This window comes from Aestuariivirga sp., from assembly GCF_047602625.1.
Lineage (GTDB): Bacteria > Pseudomonadota > Alphaproteobacteria > Rhizobiales > Aestuariivirgaceae > Aestuariivirga.
In genome coordinates, this window is record NZ_JASGGV010000002.1 from 1,635,539 (window position 1) to 1,653,605 (window position 18,067).

At 61.4% G+C, this 18,067-nt stretch carries 18 protein-coding genes and 1 pseudogene; 9 read left to right on the forward strand and 10 right to left on the reverse strand.

The window, feature by feature from the left end:
• Positions 1–160 precede the first annotated feature (160 nt).
• Positions 161–1,243 (forward strand): calcium-binding protein, encoded by a 1,083-nt coding sequence (locus QM694_RS13070; RefSeq protein ID WP_415007372.1) that lies wholly within the window; start codon positions 161–163, stop codon positions 1,241–1,243.
• 502 nt (positions 1,244–1,745) lie between these two features.
• Here QM694_RS13070 and QM694_RS13075 read toward each other — a convergent pair.
• Together QM694_RS13075 and QM694_RS13080 are read right to left on the reverse strand one after the other, a co-directional pair.
• Complete coding sequence (locus tag QM694_RS13075; RefSeq protein ID WP_415007373.1) at positions 1,746–2,447, reverse strand: DUF72 domain-containing protein; 702 nt, start codon at positions 2,445–2,447, stop codon at positions 1,746–1,748.
• 28 nt (positions 2,448–2,475) lie between these two features.
• Positions 2,476–2,865 (reverse strand): hypothetical protein, encoded by a 390-nt coding sequence (locus tag QM694_RS13080; protein ID WP_415007374.1) that lies wholly within the window; start codon positions 2,863–2,865, stop codon positions 2,476–2,478.
• Between the two features lie 162 nt (positions 2,866–3,027).
• Between QM694_RS13080 and QM694_RS13085 the strand changes: the two genes are divergently transcribed.
• The gene (locus QM694_RS13085) at positions 3,028–5,544 is read left to right on the forward strand and encodes a GcvT family protein (RefSeq protein ID WP_415007375.1); all 2,517 of its coding nucleotides are present in this window, start codon (positions 3,028–3,030) and stop codon (positions 5,542–5,544) included.
• A 51-nt stretch (positions 5,545–5,595) separates the two neighbouring features.
• On the opposite strand, the gene QM694_RS13090 is transcribed toward QM694_RS13085, so the two are convergent.
• Positions 5,596–5,877, reverse strand: a complete 282-nt coding sequence (locus tag QM694_RS13090) for a YiaA/YiaB family inner membrane protein (protein WP_415007376.1) — start codon at positions 5,875–5,877, stop codon at positions 5,596–5,598.
• 45 nt (positions 5,878–5,922) lie between these two features.
• Positions 5,923–6,612: a PspA/IM30 family protein gene (locus tag QM694_RS13095; protein ID WP_415007377.1), complete on the reverse strand. Its 690-nt coding sequence runs from the start codon at positions 6,610–6,612 to the stop codon at positions 5,923–5,925.
• Between the two features lie 109 nt (positions 6,613–6,721).
• On the opposite strand from QM694_RS13095, the gene QM694_RS13100 reads away from it, so the two are divergent.
• The gene (locus tag QM694_RS13100; RefSeq protein ID WP_415007378.1) at positions 6,722–7,336 is read left to right on the forward strand and encodes a TetR/AcrR family transcriptional regulator; all 615 of its coding nucleotides are present in this window, start codon (positions 6,722–6,724) and stop codon (positions 7,334–7,336) included.
• A 52-nt stretch (positions 7,337–7,388) separates the two neighbouring features.
• Positions 7,389–8,297, forward strand: a complete 909-nt coding sequence (locus QM694_RS13105) for a DMT family transporter (RefSeq protein WP_415007379.1) — start codon at positions 7,389–7,391, stop codon at positions 8,295–8,297.
• Here the strand turns inward: QM694_RS13105 and QM694_RS13110 are convergent.
• Genes QM694_RS13110 through gloB form a run of 3 tightly spaced genes read right to left on the reverse strand, consistent with a single transcriptional unit; the run spans position 8,294 to position 10,222 of the window.
• Positions 8,294–9,016 (reverse strand): haloacid dehalogenase type II, encoded by a 723-nt coding sequence (locus tag QM694_RS13110; protein ID WP_415007380.1) that lies wholly within the window; start codon positions 9,014–9,016, stop codon positions 8,294–8,296. The genes QM694_RS13105 and QM694_RS13110 overlap by 4 nt on opposite strands.
• 4 nt (positions 9,017–9,020) lie before the next feature.
• Positions 9,021–9,425, reverse strand: coding sequence for a cupin domain-containing protein (locus tag QM694_RS13115; RefSeq protein WP_415008626.1), 405 nt, complete (start codon positions 9,423–9,425; stop codon positions 9,021–9,023).
• Between the two features lie 23 nt (positions 9,426–9,448).
• Entirely contained in the window at positions 9,449–10,222 is a 774-nt protein-coding gene (gene gloB / locus QM694_RS13120; protein ID WP_415007381.1) for a hydroxyacylglutathione hydrolase, read from the reverse strand.
• A 66-nt stretch (positions 10,223–10,288) separates the two neighbouring features.
• Between gloB and QM694_RS13125 the strand changes: the two genes are divergently transcribed.
• From QM694_RS13125 to QM694_RS13140, 4 genes and pseudogenes are all read left to right on the forward strand, one after another.
• The gene (locus tag QM694_RS13125) at positions 10,289–11,029 is read left to right on the forward strand and encodes a class I SAM-dependent methyltransferase (protein WP_415007382.1); all 741 of its coding nucleotides are present in this window, start codon (positions 10,289–10,291) and stop codon (positions 11,027–11,029) included.
• An 84-nt stretch (positions 11,030–11,113) separates the two neighbouring features.
• Positions 11,114–11,845, forward strand: coding sequence for a chorismate mutase (locus QM694_RS13130; protein ID WP_415007383.1), 732 nt, complete (start codon positions 11,114–11,116; stop codon positions 11,843–11,845).
• Positions 11,842–12,943: pseudogene (gene hisC, locus QM694_RS13135) on the forward strand (histidinol-phosphate transaminase). The gene QM694_RS13130 and the pseudogene hisC overlap by 4 nt, the downstream one beginning before the upstream one ends.
• Positions 12,940–13,860, forward strand: coding sequence for a prephenate/arogenate dehydrogenase family protein (locus tag QM694_RS13140; RefSeq protein WP_415007384.1), 921 nt, complete (start codon positions 12,940–12,942; stop codon positions 13,858–13,860). Before hisC ends, QM694_RS13140 begins: the two are co-directional and overlap by 4 nt.
• On the opposite strand, the gene QM694_RS13145 is transcribed toward QM694_RS13140, so the two are convergent.
• Complete coding sequence (locus QM694_RS13145) at positions 13,857–14,765, reverse strand: DUF2125 domain-containing protein (RefSeq protein WP_415007385.1); 909 nt, start codon at positions 14,763–14,765, stop codon at positions 13,857–13,859. The genes QM694_RS13140 and QM694_RS13145 overlap by 4 nt on opposite strands.
• Positions 14,766–14,799: 34 nt before the next feature.
• Here QM694_RS13145 and QM694_RS13150 point away from each other — a divergent pair, with 34 nt between their 5' ends.
• The gene (locus tag QM694_RS13150; protein ID WP_415007386.1) at positions 14,800–15,366 is read left to right on the forward strand and encodes a gamma-glutamylcyclotransferase; all 567 of its coding nucleotides are present in this window, start codon (positions 14,800–14,802) and stop codon (positions 15,364–15,366) included.
• On the opposite strand, the gene QM694_RS13155 is transcribed toward QM694_RS13150, so the two are convergent.
• The gene (locus tag QM694_RS13155) at positions 15,327–15,731 is read right to left on the reverse strand and encodes a hypothetical protein (protein ID WP_415007387.1); all 405 of its coding nucleotides are present in this window, start codon (positions 15,729–15,731) and stop codon (positions 15,327–15,329) included. The genes QM694_RS13150 and QM694_RS13155 overlap by 40 nt on opposite strands.
• 43 nt (positions 15,732–15,774) lie before the next feature.
• The gene (locus tag QM694_RS13160; RefSeq protein WP_415007388.1) at positions 15,775–18,027 is read right to left on the reverse strand and encodes an adenosylcobalamin-dependent ribonucleoside-diphosphate reductase; all 2,253 of its coding nucleotides are present in this window, start codon (positions 18,025–18,027) and stop codon (positions 15,775–15,777) included.
• Between the last annotated feature and the right edge of the window lie 40 nt (positions 18,028–18,067).

The following is an 18,067-nucleotide window of genomic DNA, read 5'->3' on the forward strand; positions in this document are numbered from 1 at the left end:
GGAAACTTTCTATCATCGCCATTCGTGAACCGTATAACTAGGGATTGACGTATTCGGTAACTTGAACCGAATTGGCCGTTAGGGCAGACTTGCAGCCCAAGCTCAATTCTTGATGCGTTGGCTGCACAAAAACGAACTCGCTCCTAATGGGATGGCATGAATGACAACCTTTTACCCGCCGACTTCCGGCAGTCACGATTTTTCCAAGGCGACACTCTCTGACATTGATACAATCCAATTCAATCCTGGCGGGTATGTCATCTTTTCCTCCGCCCAGTTTGACGGGGTGCAGATTCTGAATAACGTCACCCTCAAGGGAGGGACTTCGTCCAATTACTTATTTGTCCACCTTGATGACAGCCATACCACGCTAGACGCGCGTGGCTGGCAATTCGAAAGCTGGAATGATCCATACGACCAGATCATCAGGTTGGACGGTTCATCGGGCAACGATGTCATTCACGGACCGAATCAAGGGTCTTCAATTTTTGGCTTCGGCGGAACCAACCAGATGTTCGGTGGTTCGGGCGATGACACGATTGTGAGCAACGAAGATGATTTTGCGGATAAAATTGATGGCGGCACCGGAAACGACTACGTCATCGTGTACAGGTCAGGTTCAACAGCCGCTTTTACGATCAACTTGCTACATGGGGGCGGGGGAACCGACATTGGCGACGGCACAACATTGAAACATTTTGACGGCCTTCTCTTTGAAGGCGGATCGGGAAGCGATCGTGTCGTCGGAGGAAACGGACTGAGCGATACGCTCCTCGACAATTTATCAGGCGGAGGAGGCAACGACTTTCTTAAGGGGTTAGATGGAAATGATCAGCTTAACGGCGGAACTGGCAACGATACTCTGATTGGTGATGCAGGCGACGACAGTCTGGCCGGGGGTGAAGGCCGCGATGTTATGACCGGCGGCGCAGGTGCGGATGTGTTCGTATTCACCACATTGAGCGAGTCGGCCGCTGGAGCCCAACGGGACGTTATCAGGGATTTTGTGTCCGGTGTTGATGCGATTGATCTCAGCGCAGTGGACGCGATCAACGGATCTGACGACGACCCATTTACCTTCATTGGAGACAAGGCCTTCTCTCACAAAGCAGGCCAACTGCATTTCCACATTGGGGCGAATGTGACGATGGTTTCTGCCGACACCGATGGTGACGGCAAGGCCGATTTCCAAATTAGCCTGCAAGGACAGCACGCGTTGGTAGAGAGCGATTTCATCCTATGAGCAAACCGGCACACGGGTCCAAAAATTGGCACGGCGGTGTGAACCTGAGCACCAGTCCAACACCTGGGGCGATTGAATTCCTCGGGCCGATAACGCTTGCCGTCTAGGGCATGCGCTGCTGCCGAAACCTGTTGGCGCTATTGGCGACAATCGCGGGCGTATGCATGTTGACGGACATTCGAATTTCGAGAGACGTTCGGCTTCGCCGGAGCGTCACCTGCGCTTACCGACCCAATACTGCTCTTCGCGGCAATTGGTGTCGGCCTCAGTTCCTCGGTGATTCCCTATGTCTGCGACCAGTTGGCCATGGCGCGCTTGCCACGCGCCAGCTTTGCGTTGCTCCCCGCGCTTCTACCAGCCAGCGCAACGGCGATTGGGTTTGCCGTTCTCGCCCAACTACCAATGCGTGCCGATCTTGCCGGCATATTATGCATAACGGCCGGGATCGGGATTCATCGCCCTGTGGGGTTTTGACCTGGCACCAAACCGGACGTCCAACACATCACACGCGATTGATCTCTTGAAGCCGAAGCGCGTCTCCAAGCGCGTGGAATGCTGCGGTGTTGTCGAAGATGCACCAGTCCCCAGGCCGGAGTTCAGGCACAAGCCGTTTCAGATCGGCATCGCTGTAGGCGGAGTAATAGATTTTGGGGCTGCCGTGCAGCCGGTAATAGGCCAGCCCTGTATCACCACCTGGCGTGCCATCGGTTGACGCCCGCGGCGGATCGGCGGCAACGCGCGAAACCTTGAGGGCCTTGAGATGTTCTTCGGCCTCGGGCGTAAACCAGCTTGGGTGCCGGGGCTCACAGGCCACGGTGGCCTTGGCGCGGGCGATGTCGCGGAAAAACATTTCCGCTGCTTCACTGTCATAGGCAAGGGACGGCGGCAATTGCGTGAGCAGCACGCCGAGCCTGTGCCCAAGTCCGATCACTTCTCCAAGGAAACGGTCAAGCTCTCCATTATAGTTCTTTAGACGATGTTCCTGCGTGATGCGGCGCGGGACCTTCACCGAAAAGCGAAAACCTTCGGGAACCGACACCGCCCATTTCTCATAAGTGCTGCGCTTGTGAGAGCGATAGAAGGATGAATTGATTTCCACACAGGTAAGCCGCGTGGCATATCGCTCAAGATGGCTGCCGCCTGCCGGAAACCGATCCCTGTATTGCGCAGGGACAGCCCATCCCGCGGTGCCGATGAAACTCATCGAAGCGGCGATTTGGTTTGCACGGCTTCTACTTCGGAAAAATCACCGCCGGCGCTTCCGGGTGACCGGTCTTGATACGGGAAAGTTCCTCATCGGCATCACAGCTTTCCTCCGCACAGGGCTGATCCACCACCTTCCAGGCCTTGCCCGTCTGCTGCAGCAACGCACTCTCCGGCTCATAGCTTTGCTTGCCGTCTTTGGAGCGCGGATCAGCCTCGAGCCAGGCCCAGCCTTGCGACACTTTCAGGAATTTCACGATGAAGATGCGGTTGGGCAGATCGCCCTTGGCGCGCATCGCATCCATGATGGCCTTGCGTTCGGCACTCCCCATGGGCGGCGTGTGAACATAGGTTTTTGACAAAGCCGGGCCTGTCAAGGCGGCCAGAACAATGGCGGCGGATATGGCTTTGCGCAACATGGTGAAACCCCCAAATTCAGACACTGATCATGGTCGCGGGAAGCGGGGCTGGCAAGCCGGTGTCGCATTCTGCCGGAGCCCCGTCGCTCTGCCTCACCCCTGTTGAAAAGGCCTCACTAATGTGCCCTCAATCGCATTTTCCCGGATCAGAGGATTTCTCCCATGAAAACACATGCGCGCGTGGTCGTCATCGGCGGCGGCGTGGTGGGCGTCGGCACGCTCTATCATTTGGCCAAGAAAGGCTGGAGCGACGTTGTCCTGATCGAGCGCAAGGAGCTGACCTCGGGCTCCACCTGGCACGCGGCGGGCCTGTTGCCGCTGTTCAACCTCTCCTATTCGGTGGGCCAGATCCACAAATACTCGGTGAAGCTCTATGGCGAACTGGAAGCCGAAACCGGCCAGCATGTGGGCTTTTCGAAAGTCTCCAACATCCGCCTCGCCCGCACCAAAGACCGCATGGACGAGTTCATGTATTACGCTGGCGTGGCCGAAACCATCGGCGTGAAGGTGAATGTGCTCACTCCCCAGCAGGTGAAGGACATCTGGCCGCTGTGCGAAACCGATGGGCTTCTGGGCGCCATCCAGCATCCCGATGACGGTTACATCCAGCCCGCCGACCTGACGCAGGCGATGGCCAAGGGTGCCCGCACAAGGGGCGCTGAAATCTACCGCAACACCACCGTGACCGGCATCGAGCAGAAGCCCAATGGCGAGTGGCTGGTGAAGACCGACAAGGGCGACATCACCTGCGAGCATGTGGTTTCGGCCTCAGGCAATTTTGCCCGCAAGACCGGCGCCATGGTAGGCCTCGACATTCCCGTGATTCCGGTTGAGCACCAGTATATCGTCACCGAGCCGCACCCGCTGATCCGCGAACGCCAGGCGAAGGGCTTGCCCGAAATGGGCGTGCTGCGCGAAGCCGATTTAAGCTGGTACATGCGCGAGGAAAACGGCGGATTATTGCTTGGGCCTTACGAGCATGGCGCGCCCTGCTGCTATATGGACGGCCCTTCGGATGCCAGTGAATATGAGCTGTTCCAGGAAGATCTGGATCGTCTCGCCCCCCATATCGAAACCGCCATCGCCCGCGTTCCGGCTTTCGGCGAAGTGGGCATCAAGAAAGTCTATAACGGCGCCATCGCCTATACGCCCGATGGCTCGCCGATCATCGGCCCGGCCTGGGAGAAAAAGAACTTCTGGCTGAACGAAGGCCATTCCTTCGGCGTCACGGCGTCGGGAGGTGCCGGCTGGCAGCTTGCCGAATGGATCGTCGAAGGCGAACCCTCGATCGACATGATGGGCGTCGATCCCCGCCGCTTCGGGCCATATGCGACGCGTGGCTACCTGAAGGAGAAGAACGAGGAAGCCTATGCCAATGTCTTCACGCCGCACTACCCGGATGAGGAGCGCGCCGCCGCCCGTCCGCTGAAACGCACGCCCTGCTATGACCGCATGAAGGATCTGGGCGCGGTCTTCGGCTCTGTTTATGGCTGGGAGCGGCCGGGCTGGTTCGCGCCCAAGGGCTATGCCCTCACCAAGGAGGAACTAGAGAGCCCCGATGTTCTCACCAACCACAACCATGCGCCCGCCACCGAGGATGGGCGCATCGTCGAGAAGTGGTCGTTCCGCCGCTCCAACTATTTCAAATTTGTCGGCGAGGAATGCCGTAATGTGATGAACAATGTCGGCCTGCAGGATATGTCGGCCTTCGCCAAATGCTTCATCACCGGGACGGGTGCCGAAGCCTGGCTCGACTCGATCCTCGCCAACAAGATTCCGAAGAAGGTGGGCCGCTTGGCGCTGTGCCATCTGCTCACCCCGCGCGGCGGCGTCAGGGCTGAGTTCACCGTCTTCAAGGCGCGCGAGAATGGCTACTATCTGGTCTCTGCCGGCGCCTTCGAACGGCACGACCATGACTATCTGCGGAAAATGCTGCCTGCCGACGGCAGCGTGCAGTTCCATCCCGTGACAACGCAATGGGGCGTGCTGGTGCTCGCCGGGCCGAACAGCCGCAAGGTGCTGCAGAAGCTCACCGATGCCGATCTCTCCAATGCGGCCTTCCCCTGGCTGTCGGGCAAGCAGATCAGCGTCGGCACCTGCACCTCCTATGCGATGCGTGTGAACTTCGTGGGCGAGCTGGGCTGGGAGTTCCATCACCCCATCGAACAGCAGGTGGCGCTGTTCGACCAGCTCATGGAAGCGGGCAAGGAGTTCGGCATCAAGCCCTATGGCATCAAGGCCATGTCGGCGCTTTCGATCGAGAAGAGCTACCGCCTCGTGCCCCGCGAACTGTCGATCGAATACTCCGCCTATGAGTCGGGCCTCGACCGTTTCGTCCATCCCAACAAGGGCCAGTTCATTGGCCGCGACGCGCTGGTGGCGGGTCGCGAAAAGGGCCTCAACTGGAACTTCGTCACCATGGAAGTGCATGGCGTGGGCGATGGCGACAGCGATGCGCGCGGCTCCGAACCGCTTTATGCCAATGGCAAGCTGATCGGCCGCGCCACCAACGGCGGCTTCGGCTTCCGGGTGAACAAGTCCCTGGCGCTCGGCATGGTGCGGCCGGAATTTACGAAACCAGGCACGGAGCTTGAGATCAAGATTCTCGGCAAACTGTTCAAGGCCACGGTCATTCCCGAGAGCCCCTACGATCCCGATAACGCCGCGCTGCGGGCCTGATAAAAACTTCTCCCGCGCGGTGCGCGGGAGAGGCCTTCACTTGGGATGGACTTAGCCGTTGCGGTTCATTTCCATGATCAGCTTTTCGGTGCGCGCCTCCTCGAGCTTGTTGATCATCCGGCTGGCCTCCTGGTCGTCGCGCATCGTCTTGGTGATCGACACCGTGGTGTGCACCAGCATCAAGGCCGACATGGCATAGAAGCCCTTGGCGGAAAAGCTGGCTTCGAGAAAATAGATGCCGCCGGCCATCATCGCCGCAGCGATGGCGAAGCTCACATAGGTGAACATGCTCCAGGCGGAGGATGATTTGAGCGGCAGATCGGTATTGTTCATGGTGTGGTTCCTTTCCTTGGTTTGAAGTATCGGGCGTTACTTGGCTCAAGCGCTGGCAGGCTGGTGCCGCTCGCGGAGACGCTTGAGCACGTCCTCGGCGCGGGTCTTGAGGGCGGGGCCGCATCCGGCCTCGGCCAGTTTCTCGGTGATGGTCGAGGGATCGCGCGTGCGGTCCATGTCATCGAGCGCATCCATTGTCAGGTCGAAATGCGTCTGCCGCTCGCGCAGCCGGTTCAGCGTCGCCTCGGCCTCGGCAAAGGTGCTGAGCGATGACTCGGACCCATGCTCGCGCAGCTTCTGCGCCTTGGCGGTGGCGGCGGTGAGCTTCTGGCCGCGTTCGAGATCGCGGAGGCGGAATTCCGATTTGCGGATGATGCCCTTGAGGCGGCCGATTTCGGTGCGATAGGCCTGCTGCACCTGAACGCTCGAATCCCGCTCCTGTTCGAGGACGGCGATGCTTTCCGCCGCCTCGTGGGCCAGCGCATCCTTGCCCTGTTCCATCGCCGCGATGGCGCGCGCCTCAAGATCGGCAATGCGTTCGAGAATGCGCTTGTGGGAGTTTTCCTCATGGGCATGCTGGGCCTGCGCCACCGCCACCGCATAGCGCGCCGCGGCCAAAGCCTGGGCGCAATCGCGGATCTGCTGGCGGAGGATCGTCTGGGTGTGGGGAAGAAGTGCCGCCTCGCTGGCTTCGTAGGAGGTGCCTCTGATCAACGTCACAATCTGTTTGAACATTCTGCTGTCTCCGTTTATGAACATCGTTCACAATTGCAATGTAGCAGAACCTGAACATCGTTCAACAATAAAATGAACGGCGTTCAAAAATCGTGTGGACAGAGTTAACATGGCGAAACAGACGGATAAAAAGCGCGGCCTACGGGACAGGCTGCTGACGGCGGCCCGCCGGATCATCGCGGAAAAAGGGCTTTCCAGCCTGAAGGCGCGCGAGGTGGCCGAGGCGGCGGGATCGGCGCTCGGCGGCCTCTACACGGTGTTTCCCGATCTGGACGGGCTGGTGATGGCCGTCAATCACAGCACCTTCGAGACGCTCAACGCCCGGATGGACGAGGCCAGCGAAGGCGTATCCTCAGCCGACATGCATCTGCAGCGGCTGGCCGAAGCCTACTTGGCCTTTGCCCGTGCCGAGCCACACCTCTGGCGCGCCATGTTCGAACACCGTCTGCCGGACGGAAAAACCTTTCCATCCGAACACTATGAATCCTTGAACCATCTGATGGCGCATATCGTGGGGCCGTTGAAGGCGCTGCAGCCTGCTCTTTCGGAAGAGGCGCTGTTCATCCGCGCCCGCACGCTCTTCTCGGCCTTCCATGGCGTGATCTCCATGAGCCTCGACCGCTGGTTCACCGGTGTTACCGGCGAAAATCTGGATGTCGAGGTGTCGGCCCTGCTGCGGCAACTGGTGGCGGGCATGCGGCAGGAAACGCAGAACCGCGCCTGAAGCTTTGCGGGCTGAACCCGTGTAGTGTGCCGCGCGGGAGATTCGGCAATCCATGACGGCGAAGGAACAGAGCTATGCGCAGGGCGTCATTTACGTCCTGATCGCCGAACTCGGCTGGAGTCTTTCCGGATTCTTCGTCCGCCTCATGCCCGGGATGGATGGCTGGCAATTCAACACCTGGCGCGGCTACTGGATGGGCGTCGCCCTGCTGTGCTACCTCATCGCCATCTATGGCTGGGATGTCTTCCGGAAATTCGGTGAGCTGCCACTGATCGCGCTCATTGCCTCGGCCAGTTTCTTCACGCTTGGCTCAACGCTCTATGTCACCTCGCTCACGCTGGTGAGCACGGCAACCATTTCGGTGATCGGCGCGTCATCGCCCATTTTCACCGGCCTGCTCAGCCCGTGGATCACCGGCGAAAAGCCGGGGTTAGAGGCATGGGCGGCGGCTGCGCTGGCGATGATCGGCGTCGGCATCATCGCCTGGGATGGATTGTCCGGCGGCCATCTCATCGGCATCATCGTCTCCTGCTGCGTGCCGATCTCCTTTGCCGGGCAGACACTCACCCTCCGGCGCTACCGGGGTTATGACATGGTGCCCGCCATTTGCGTGGGCGGCTTCGCCTGCTTTGTGGTGGCGGGCGCGTTCGGCTTTCTGGCCGGCCATGCGGGCGGCGGCTTCGACGTGCCGCCGCGCAACGTGGCGCTGCTGGTCGCCATGGGTACGCTGCAACTGGCCATTCCCGGCATTTATTATGCCAAGGGCGCGAAATCCGTCTCCGCCGTGACGCTGGCGCTGATCGTCATGCTCGACGCGGTGCTCAATCCCCTATGGCCCTGGTTGGCCTTCGGCGAATTGCCGGGCCGCGCCGCCTTCATCGGCGGCGCCATCATCGTGGGCGCGGTGATGATCTCGATCTTCGGCGGCCGCCTGCTGAACCGGGGGCCCAGAACCGCTTAAGCCCCGATTTCCTTCGCATGCGCGGCGGCCATTTCAGCCATGCTGGTGAAGCGGAAATTGATGTCGGGCATGATGCCGGGGTTCATCGTGGCGCCAAAGCCTTCCTTGCCGGCGCGGCGGTAGATCCAGCACGACGCAAGCCCTTGCCGGTTGGCGGGCACATGATCGTGGAACAGGCTCTCGGCAGTGTGAAGGATCTGCGATTTCTCCACGCCAATCGTCTTCAGCTTGTCGAGCATGTAATCGAAGTTGCGGTCGGCGGGCTTGTAGGAGCCAACATCCTGCGCGGTATAAACAGCATCGAACACCACCCCCAGCCTGGCATTGCTGTGGGCGAAACTGGCGTTATCGACATTCGACAGGATGACGAGCTTGTAGTGCTTCTTGAGATAGGCCAGCGCCTCGGCGGAATCCGGAAAGGCTGGCCAATCCTTTACCGACGCGCCATAGGCCAGGCATTCATCGAGCGAAACCGGCACGCCCCATTCCTCCGCCAGCCGCTTGTAGACGATGGCCAGAAGTTCGCTGTATTTCATCGACGGCGTGAAATGCTGCTGCGAGGATTCGGCGCGCGCATGGGCTTCCAGAATCTGGTCGCGGGTGAGAGGCGTTTTCACCTTGCCGGTCAGGGGCGCAAGCCCGGCGATCATGCCGCTCTCCCAGTCGATCAGGGTGCCGTAGCAGTCGAAGGTGAGCGCCTTGAAGTCCGAAAGTTTCACGCTGTCACTCCATGTCTCCGGGCCGCCATCCCGGCGGCGCCATGTCAAATCCGTCGAAGGTGAAGCCCGGTGATACCGTGCAGCCCGCCAATGTCCAAGCCCCAAGGCTCCGCGCCGATTGCCACACCCGCGGGCACACGAGAACTTGCGGCCGTTCACCAGCGTCGAGATGTCTGCCCAGAATATGGGCAGAGGAGGTCAATCCATCGCTGGACAAGGACAGTTCAAGTGGCGCGCCATCGTAGAAATGCCAGATCTCGCCCGCATCAACCCGGTGCCAATGGCTCACCTCTCCCGATTGCAAAAGATAATAAATGGCCGTCCCCGGTGAACGATCGCCCGGCGGCGCATCGGCCCGCCATGTCTCGGCATAATGCCCGCCTTCGGGATGCGGCATCATCTTCAGCATACGGATGATATCGGCAGCCGCCGTCACCGGAAGCTGTCCTTGGCGCGCCTGAGCGCCGCGAACACCTCTTCATCGCTGGCCTGGGCGAGGTTGAGAATGCGGCGGATCTCCGCGCTGGCGCAGCGCAGAAACGGGTTTGTCTCAAGCTCGTCGCCAATGCGCGTCGGGCAGGTCATTTTTCCGTCCACCCGCAGGCGATCCACCTCTTTTGCACGCGCCTGAAGCGCGGCATTACCCGGCTCTACAGACAGCGCAAAGCGAGCGTTGGATTGCGTATATTCATGCCCGCAATGAAGAAGCGTCTCCGGCGGCAGATCGCGGAACTGGTTCACCGAATGATGCATCTCGGCCATCGTGCCTTCGAACACTCGCCCGCAGCCCAGTGAAAACAGCGTATCCGCCGCAAACAGAACCGTGTCATCAGGCATGTGATAGGCGATGTGCCCCAGCGTGTGGCCGGGGCAATCAAAAATCCTCACATCGTGACCGACCCATGTAAAAGCATCGCCCCCTCCCAAGCGCCTGTCGATGCCCGGAATTTTTCCGGCCTCAGCCTTGGGGCCTGTGATCGCGCATTGAAACCGCTGCTTCAGTGCCAGATTCCCCTCCACATGGTCGCCATGGTGGTGGGTGGTGAAAATATCGGTGAGCGTCCAGCCCTTAGCGTCAAGCGCATTGATGATGGCATCGGCATCGGGCGCATCGATCGAGACAGTCGCGCCGCTCGCCGGATCATGCACAAGCACCGCGTAATTGTCGGACCGGCAAATGAACTGATGGAACTGAAGCGCCGTCACGGGATGGAAACCTCGCACACAGATGGCAGATGACCGGCGGGAAACTTGCCGGTATCTTCCCATCTAATGGATATTGTCGACCTCCGCGAGTTCTATGCCAGCCGCCTCGGCCACACCAGCCGCCGGCTGATTTCCGCCCGCCTGAAGCCGAGGCTCGGTGCGCTTGGCGGCGCAACGGTGATGGGGCTGGGCTACGCCGTGCCCTATCTCGAAGACTGCGCCGGAGATGCCCGCCAGCGGATGGCCATGATGATGGCGAGGCAGGGTGTGATCCAGTGGCCTGCCGATGGCCCGGTGCAATCCGCCCTTGTCGATGAATGCGATTTGCCGCTGCTCGAGAGCACGGTTGATCTGGCGCTGGTGGTGCATGGGCTTGAACTCACCGAAGCGCCCGGCGAGATGCTGAAGGAAATCTGGCGCGTGCTGGCGCCGCAAGGGCGGCTTCTGCTGGTGGTGCCGAACCGGCGCGGGCTGTGGGCGCGTTTCGACACTTCGCCCTTCGGCTACGGCCAGCCTTTTTCGCGCCCGCAATTGGCGGGTTTCCTGCGCGAGGCGCAATTCTCCGCCGTGTCATGGACGCAGGCCCTGTTTCTGCCGCCGTCCGACAACGGCATGTTTATTTCCTCCGCCGCGGCCTTCGAAGGCGTGGGTTCCCGCCTGATGCCTGCCGTCTCGGGCGTTATCATCGTGGAGGCGGTAAAGCAGGTCTATGCCATTTCAGGCGGCAAGCGGGCCCGGCGCGTCAGTCCCCGGCTGAAACCGCAGCTCGCCGCCCTGCCCGCCCGCCGCGATCGCCACAACCCCTGAACCTTTGCATTTCGCTCAAGCTTTTCCTATGAAGGCTGCCGCAAGAAGGCCCAGAGGGGGCCCGCGCAGGACAAGCCGACGACAATGCAGACCGCAGGGCCCGATGCCATGGCGCTGGAAGACATCCGGCGCGAGATTGACGCGATTGACGATGCGATGCTCGATCTGCTTGCCGCCCGTGCCCGCGCCAGCCTGAAGGTGAAGCAGGTGAAGACGGGGGCCAATACGCTGTCAGCCTCGCCGATCCGCCCGATGCGCGAAGCGGCCATCCTGAAACGCCTGCTGGCGCGCCGAGACCCGAATGTCAGCTCCGATCTTCTGGTGCGTCTTTGGCGTCTCATCCTTGCGTCCTCCACCCTTGCCCAGGCCAATCTCACGCTGCATGTTCCACGCGATTTGACGCTTGCGCAGCGCCTGCTGCTCCGTGATCACTTCGGGCCCACCCCTGTCAGCGAAACGGCTGATCCGCTGGCGGCGCTCTGCCTGAGGCCAGGGGATGTCGCAGCCGTTTCAGTCCATGGAGAGTGGGCAAAGTCTGTTGCATCAAGCGCGGCGGGCGCCGCCCGCATCATCGCCATGCTGCCTGTTCAGGCTAGCGGCGCGCCCGAACTTCTGGTGTTCGGTCATACCGAAACTCTTGCCACGGGTGACGACATTACTGTGGTGCTGTCGAAGTCTCCCGTGCCCCGCGCCATCTGGCAGTTGAAATCCGGGGGCTGGCACGCTGCGGCACTCCCTGGATTTCTGCAATCCGCCGATCTTCAAGGCCTCATCATCGCCGGGCGCTGCCCGGCTCCTCTGAAAGTCCTGTCATGACCAAGACCGACACCGCCCGCCCCCAGCCCAAAGCCGGCATTCTCGACATTCACGCCTATGTGCCGGGCAAGAGCAGCGCCAAGGGCGGCAAAGTCTACAAGCTCTCGTCCAATGAATTGCCTTTGGGTGCGAGCCCCGCCGCCATTGCCGCCTATCGCGCCCAGGCGGACAAGCTTGAGCTTTATCCCGATGGCTCTGCCACGCTGCTCAGGCAGGCCATCGCAGCGCGCTATGGCCTGGCGGCGGAAAACATCGTCTGCGGCGCGGGCTCGGATGAGCTGCTGCAGCTTCTGGCCCATGCCTATCTGGGCCCCGGCGACGAGGCGATCTACAGCCAATATGGATTTCTGGTCTATCCAATCGCCATCAGTTCCAACGGCGCCACAGCTGTGGTTGCGCCGGAGAAGAACGAAACGGCGGATGTCGGCGCCATGTTGGCGCGCGTGACGCCGCGCACCCGCATGGTGTTCCTCGCCAACCCCAACAACCCGACGGGCACCTATCTGCCCTTCAGCGAAGTGAAGCGCCTGCATGCCGGGCTGCCGAAATCCGTGCTGCTGATTCTCGACGCGGCCTATGCCGAATATGTGCGCCGCAATGATTATGAGTTCGGGCATCGAACTCGTCTCGACCAGCGAGAACGTGGTGATGACGCGCACCTTCTCGAAAATCTACGGGCTGGCCGCGTTGCGCCTTGGCTGGGCCTATTGCCCCGCCCATGTGGCAGACGTTTTGAATCGCATCCGCGGGCCATTCAACCTCAGCGCGGCGGCGATCGCGGCGGGCACCGCGGCGATTGCCGATCAGGCTTTTGTGGAGCGCGCCATTGCTCACAATGACCAGTGGCTGCCGTGGCTGACGCGCGAACTGGAAAAGCTCGGCCTGAAGGTGACGCCCAGCACCGGCAATTTTCTTCTGGTGCGGTTTCCCGATGCGCCGGCCCGCAATGCCGCAGCAGCCGATGCCTGGCTGATGGATCACGGCATCGTGCTGCGCCGCATGGATGGCTATGGCCTTCCCGCCACATTGCGCCTGACGGTCGGCAGCGAAGAGGCGAACCGCGCGGTGATCGCCACGCTCACGGAATTCCTCGCATGACCTTGTATTTCGAGCGTGTCGCGCTGATCGGTCTGGGGCTGATCGGTTCTTCTCTGTCGCGCGTCATGCAGCGCGAGGGGCTGACAAAGCATATCGCGGGATATGCGCGCAGTGCCGCTACCTGCGACCGTGCGGTGGAAATTGGCCTTGTTGACTCGATCCACGGCACGGCGGCGGACGCGGTGAGGAATGCCGATCTGGTCATCCTCTGCTCGCCCGTCGGCAGCTATGGGGCGATTGCGAAGGAGATTGGCCCGGCCCTGAATCCCGGCGCCATCGTCACCGATGTCGGCTCGGTGAAGGGCGCTGTGGTGCGCGATGTCTGCCCCTTCATGCCGGACGGCGTGCATTTCATTCCAGGCCATCCCATTGCGGGCACCGAACAATCCGGCCCCGACTCAGGCTTTGCCGAACTCTTCGCCAACCGCTGGTGTATTCTCACGCCACCACCTGGCAGCGATCCTCAAGCCGTCGCAAAGCTCGAAGCCTTCTGGCAGGCCTGCGGCTCCCATGTCGATGTAATGACGCCGGAACATCACGATCTGGTCCTCGCCATCACCAGCCATTTGCCGCATCTGATCGCCTACAACATCGTCTCGACGGCGGCTGATCTGGAAGAGGTCACCAATTCCGAGGTCATCAAATATTCCGCCGGCGGCTTCCGTGACTTCACGCGCATCGCGGCTTCCGACCCCACCATGTGGCGCGACGTTTTCCTGAACAACAAGGACGCCGTGCTGGAAATGCTGGGGCGCTTTTCTGAGGATCTCTCGGCTTTGCAGCGCGCCATCCGCTGGGGCGATGGTGACGCGTTGTTTTCGCTCTTCAGCCGCTCGCGCGAAATCCGCCGCGGCATTATCGCGGCGGGACAGGACACCGCTTCGCCCGACTTCGGGCGTGGCGCGCGCAAGACTTAAAACAGCGGCCTGAGATCGGTGACGCTCACCGGGCCGATGTAGAGCTTGCCTTCCTTCGCCGTCACTTGGATTTTGTTGCCCATCACCACAAGGAAGGCCAAGACGCCCTGCTTCTGTTCGGGCGTTAATGCCTCGTATGGTTCTGCCAGCGCGAGAAGCCCTTGCGGATCATTGGTCTGGAGATTGAGCGTGCCGTTGGGCATGCGCGCGGCGTCAACACCAACATTTCCGGTTCCCGACACCTTGAGACCTCCCGCCGTGGCGTGGACGTCGGAGATTGCGAGGCGATCAGTATGCGGATCAAAGACACCCAGCAACTGACTTTCATCAGCCGTCAGTGTTGGTTTTCCGGCTTGCGTGAACAAGAGCTTTTCGCCCGTCACGGCAACGTCGATGTTGCCGCCGTCAGCCGGTCGCGATGCAATACGCAGCATCGCGATGGCCAGCCCGTCATCGGTGGAGGCGTTGGGAATTTCCGCGGTGATACGGGGCTGCTGCTTGAGGGCCGCCACGATGCTGGCCAGCGCCTGCCCATGGCGGATGAAATGCGCGGTTCCATTTGCTTCTGTGACAGTGGTGGGGCCATCGGCCAGCACCACGGCATGCATCGGGTCATAGGCCTGCGCGATCACCTCGAAGGACGACAGCGCCACGGACGCGCCCTTGGGGAACGAAATGAGCGGCGTCTGGCAGGTGAATTCAAAGCGGAAGGGATAGCCGCCCCATGTTTCCTTTGCGCAGGCGAGCGTGAAGCCCTGCGCGGCAAGGGATGCGCGCTGCGTCTGGGCGAAGGATTTGGCGGCGGCGACGGCAAAGAACCAATAGGCAGACCACGCGCCAAGCAATGCCACCACCAGAAGGAAGGGCAGAAACATGCGCCATGGGGCCTTGCGGTTTTCGCTCATTCCTTGGGCTCGCGTCATCGGTTAGGACAGGATGATGGATGAGATGCCGGAATTCTGGGTGTTTGGCTATGGTTCGCTCATGTGGCGGCCGGGCTTTGCGTTTGACGCCGCCGAACCAGCGGTGATCCGCGGTTATCACCGGCGGCTGTGCGTGATTTCGCATGTTCATCGCGGCACGCCTGAGAAGCCGGGATTGGTGCTGGGGCTGGATGCGGGCGGGGCCTGCCAGGGCATTGCGTTTCGCGTGCGGCTTGAATTGCGTGAAGAGACGCTGGCCTATCTGCGCGCCCGCGAGCAGGTGACGTCAGTCTATATCGAGGCTTTGAAACAGGTGGAACTGCGGCGCGATGGCCGGAGGGTTTCCGCCATCACCTATCTGGTGGACCGCCGCCACCGCCAATATGGCGGGCCGATGGAAACGGAGGAACTCCTCCGCCTCGTGCATCAGGGTGTAGGCATCTCTGGCGCCTGCATCGACTATGTGAAAGCCACGCTCGACCATCTGGCGGCCATGCACATCCGTGACGCACGGCTTGAAGCATTAGGGAAAGCTTTGGGGCTTCACGCAAAGGCGGGCGACGCTGCTTCCGGACCTGCATAAACGGGCTTGGGTGCGCGCTCCGGGGCCAGGAGATCGGCCAGCACCTTTTCAGCATCGGCGTCGCCGCGTGCCAGAAGATGCACATGAATCTCCTGTGCCCGGAGGCCTGAGAGAACGCTGGCCGCCAGCCCGCTCATCGAGCCATCCCAGCAGCTTGGGAACCGCCCGGCGGCGACGGCGCGCTTGCCAGAACCATCACATTGAACGGCGATATAAACCGCACCGGGAAGCGGCGGGCAGGTGTCCGCCGCATAGATGGAGTGAATATAGTTTCGCCCCGAGGCGCCGCGCCAATACCAGAACCGCTGGCCTTCGCCGTGTTCGCCGGGGAGTTTTGCAGGGATGGGGAAACCTTGGATCAGCATGGAACAAAACATGAACGATTTGCTCCTTGATGTCAAGCCTCCCTTAACTGCATTTGGAAAATCCGCAGGCCAGGCAGGTGGCGCAGCCTTCCTGATAGACCAGCGCCTGCTCGCCGCAGCGCGGACAGGCCGAGCGCTTGGCCTCGCCCACCGCCAGTTTGAGAGGCGTGGCGGCGGAAGCCTCTTCCCGCTTGAGGAACCCGATCTCCAGCATGTGCTGTTCGATCACCCCGCCGATGGCGGCCAGCAGGCTCGGCACATAGCGTCCTGCCATCCACTGCCCGCCGCGCGGATCGAATACCGCCTTCAGTTCTTCAACGACAAAGGACACATCACCGCCGCGCCGGAACACGGCCGAGATCATGCGCGTCAGCGCCACAGTCCAGGCATAGTGCTCCATGTTCTTGGAGTTGATGAAAATCTCGAAGGGCCGCCGCCGCCCGCCCTCCACGATGTCGTTCACCGTGATGTAGATGGCGTGATCGGTCTCCGGCCATTTGAGCTTGTAGGTGAAGCCCGGCAGCACGTCGTTCCGCGCCAGCGGCTGTTTCATATAGACAATCTCGCCTGACTTCGGCGGCGGCGCGTCGGTGGAAAGCACCGATCCCGTTACGTCATTGGGCCGGAAGGTGGTGCAGCCTTTCAGGCCCAGATCATAGGCCTGCTCGTAAACGGCCTTGAATGCCTCAAAGGGCAGAGACACCGGCACATTGATGGTCTTGGAGATCGAACTGTCGACATGGCGCTGCACCGCCGCCTGCATCAGGAGATGCGCTTCCGGCGATAGCGTCTCGGCGGTGACGAAAGCGGGCGGCAGCGGCGTGTCCTTGCCCTTCATCTCCCACCACAGGGCGGCGGCATAATCCGTCACCCGCTCGGTGCGGCGCGAACCATCGGGAAGAAGAATCTTGCGGTCATAGCCGATCGAGAAAATCGGCTCGATGCCGCTTGAGACGTTCCCTGCGAACAACGAAATCGTGCCGGTGGGCGCGATGGAGGTGAGAAGCCCGTTGCGGATGCCATGCTGCGCGATCTCCTTGCGAAGCCCGGCCGAAAGCTTCGACGCATGGCCGGTTGAGCCAAAGCGTTTCGCATCGAAGAGGGGGAATGCTCCGCGCTCTTTCGCAAGCTCCACGCTGGCGCGATAGGCAGCTTCCGCGATGAGGCCCATCCAGCGTTCCGCCGCAACCGCCGCCTCACGTGATCCATAGATAAGTCCGCACATGGCCAGCGCATCGGCAAGGCCGGTGATGCCGAGGCCGATGCGCCGCTTGGCTTGCGCCTCGGCGCGCTGGGCGGGTAGCGGATAGTTGGAGACATCCACCACATTGTCCATGAAGCGGATGGCAATGGCGGTGACGCGGGCAAGCTCCGCCTCATCAAGGCCCGCCGCTTCGCCAAACGGATCGCGCACGAAGCGGGCGAGATTCACCGAACCCAGAAGGCACGCGCCATAAGGCGGCAGGGGCTGTTCGCCGCACGGGTTGGTGGCGTGGATCGCCTCGCAATAGGCGAGATTGTTTTCAGCATTGATGCGGTCGATAAAGATCACGCCGGGCTCGGCATAATCATAGGTCGCCCGCATGATCTGGTCCCACAGCGCCCGCGCCTTAAGCGTGCGGAACACCGTACCGCCAAACACCAGCGGCCAGTCCCTGTCAGCCTTGACGGCGGCCATGAAGGCATCCGTCACCAGCACCGAAAGATTGAAATTGCGCAGGCGGCCCGGATCGCGCTTGGCCGCCACGAAGGCTTCGATATCGGGATGGTCGCAGGCGAGCGTGCCCATCATGGCGCCGCGCCGCGCTCCCGCCGACATGATGGTGCGGCACATCGAATCCCACACATCCATGAAGGAGAGAGGCCCGGAGGCATCAGCCCCCACGCCTTTCACCGGGGCGCCCTTGGGCCGCAGCGTCGAGAAATCATGCCCGATGCCACCACCCTGCTGCATGGTGAGCGCCGCTTCCTTGAGGCCCTCGAAAATCCCGTCCAGCGAATCAGGGATGGTGCCCATCACGAAACAGTTGAACAGCGTCACCTGCCGGCCGGTGCCGGCTCCGGCCAGAATGCGTCCGGCGGGCAGATAGCGATAGCCGGAAAGGATGCCATGGAAGGCTTGCGCCCAGTGTTCGCGCGCGTCGATGTTTTCGGCTTGCGCCACCGCCCGCGCCACCCGCCACCATGAGGCGTCCGGCGTTTCATCCACAGGCGTCCCGTCCGGCGACTTGAAGCGATACTTCATGTCCCAGATCTCATGGGCGATGGGATCGAGCACGGGCGCAGTCTGGTCCATCAGGCCTCACCGGATTGAAGGCGGAGGATAGGACGGAACG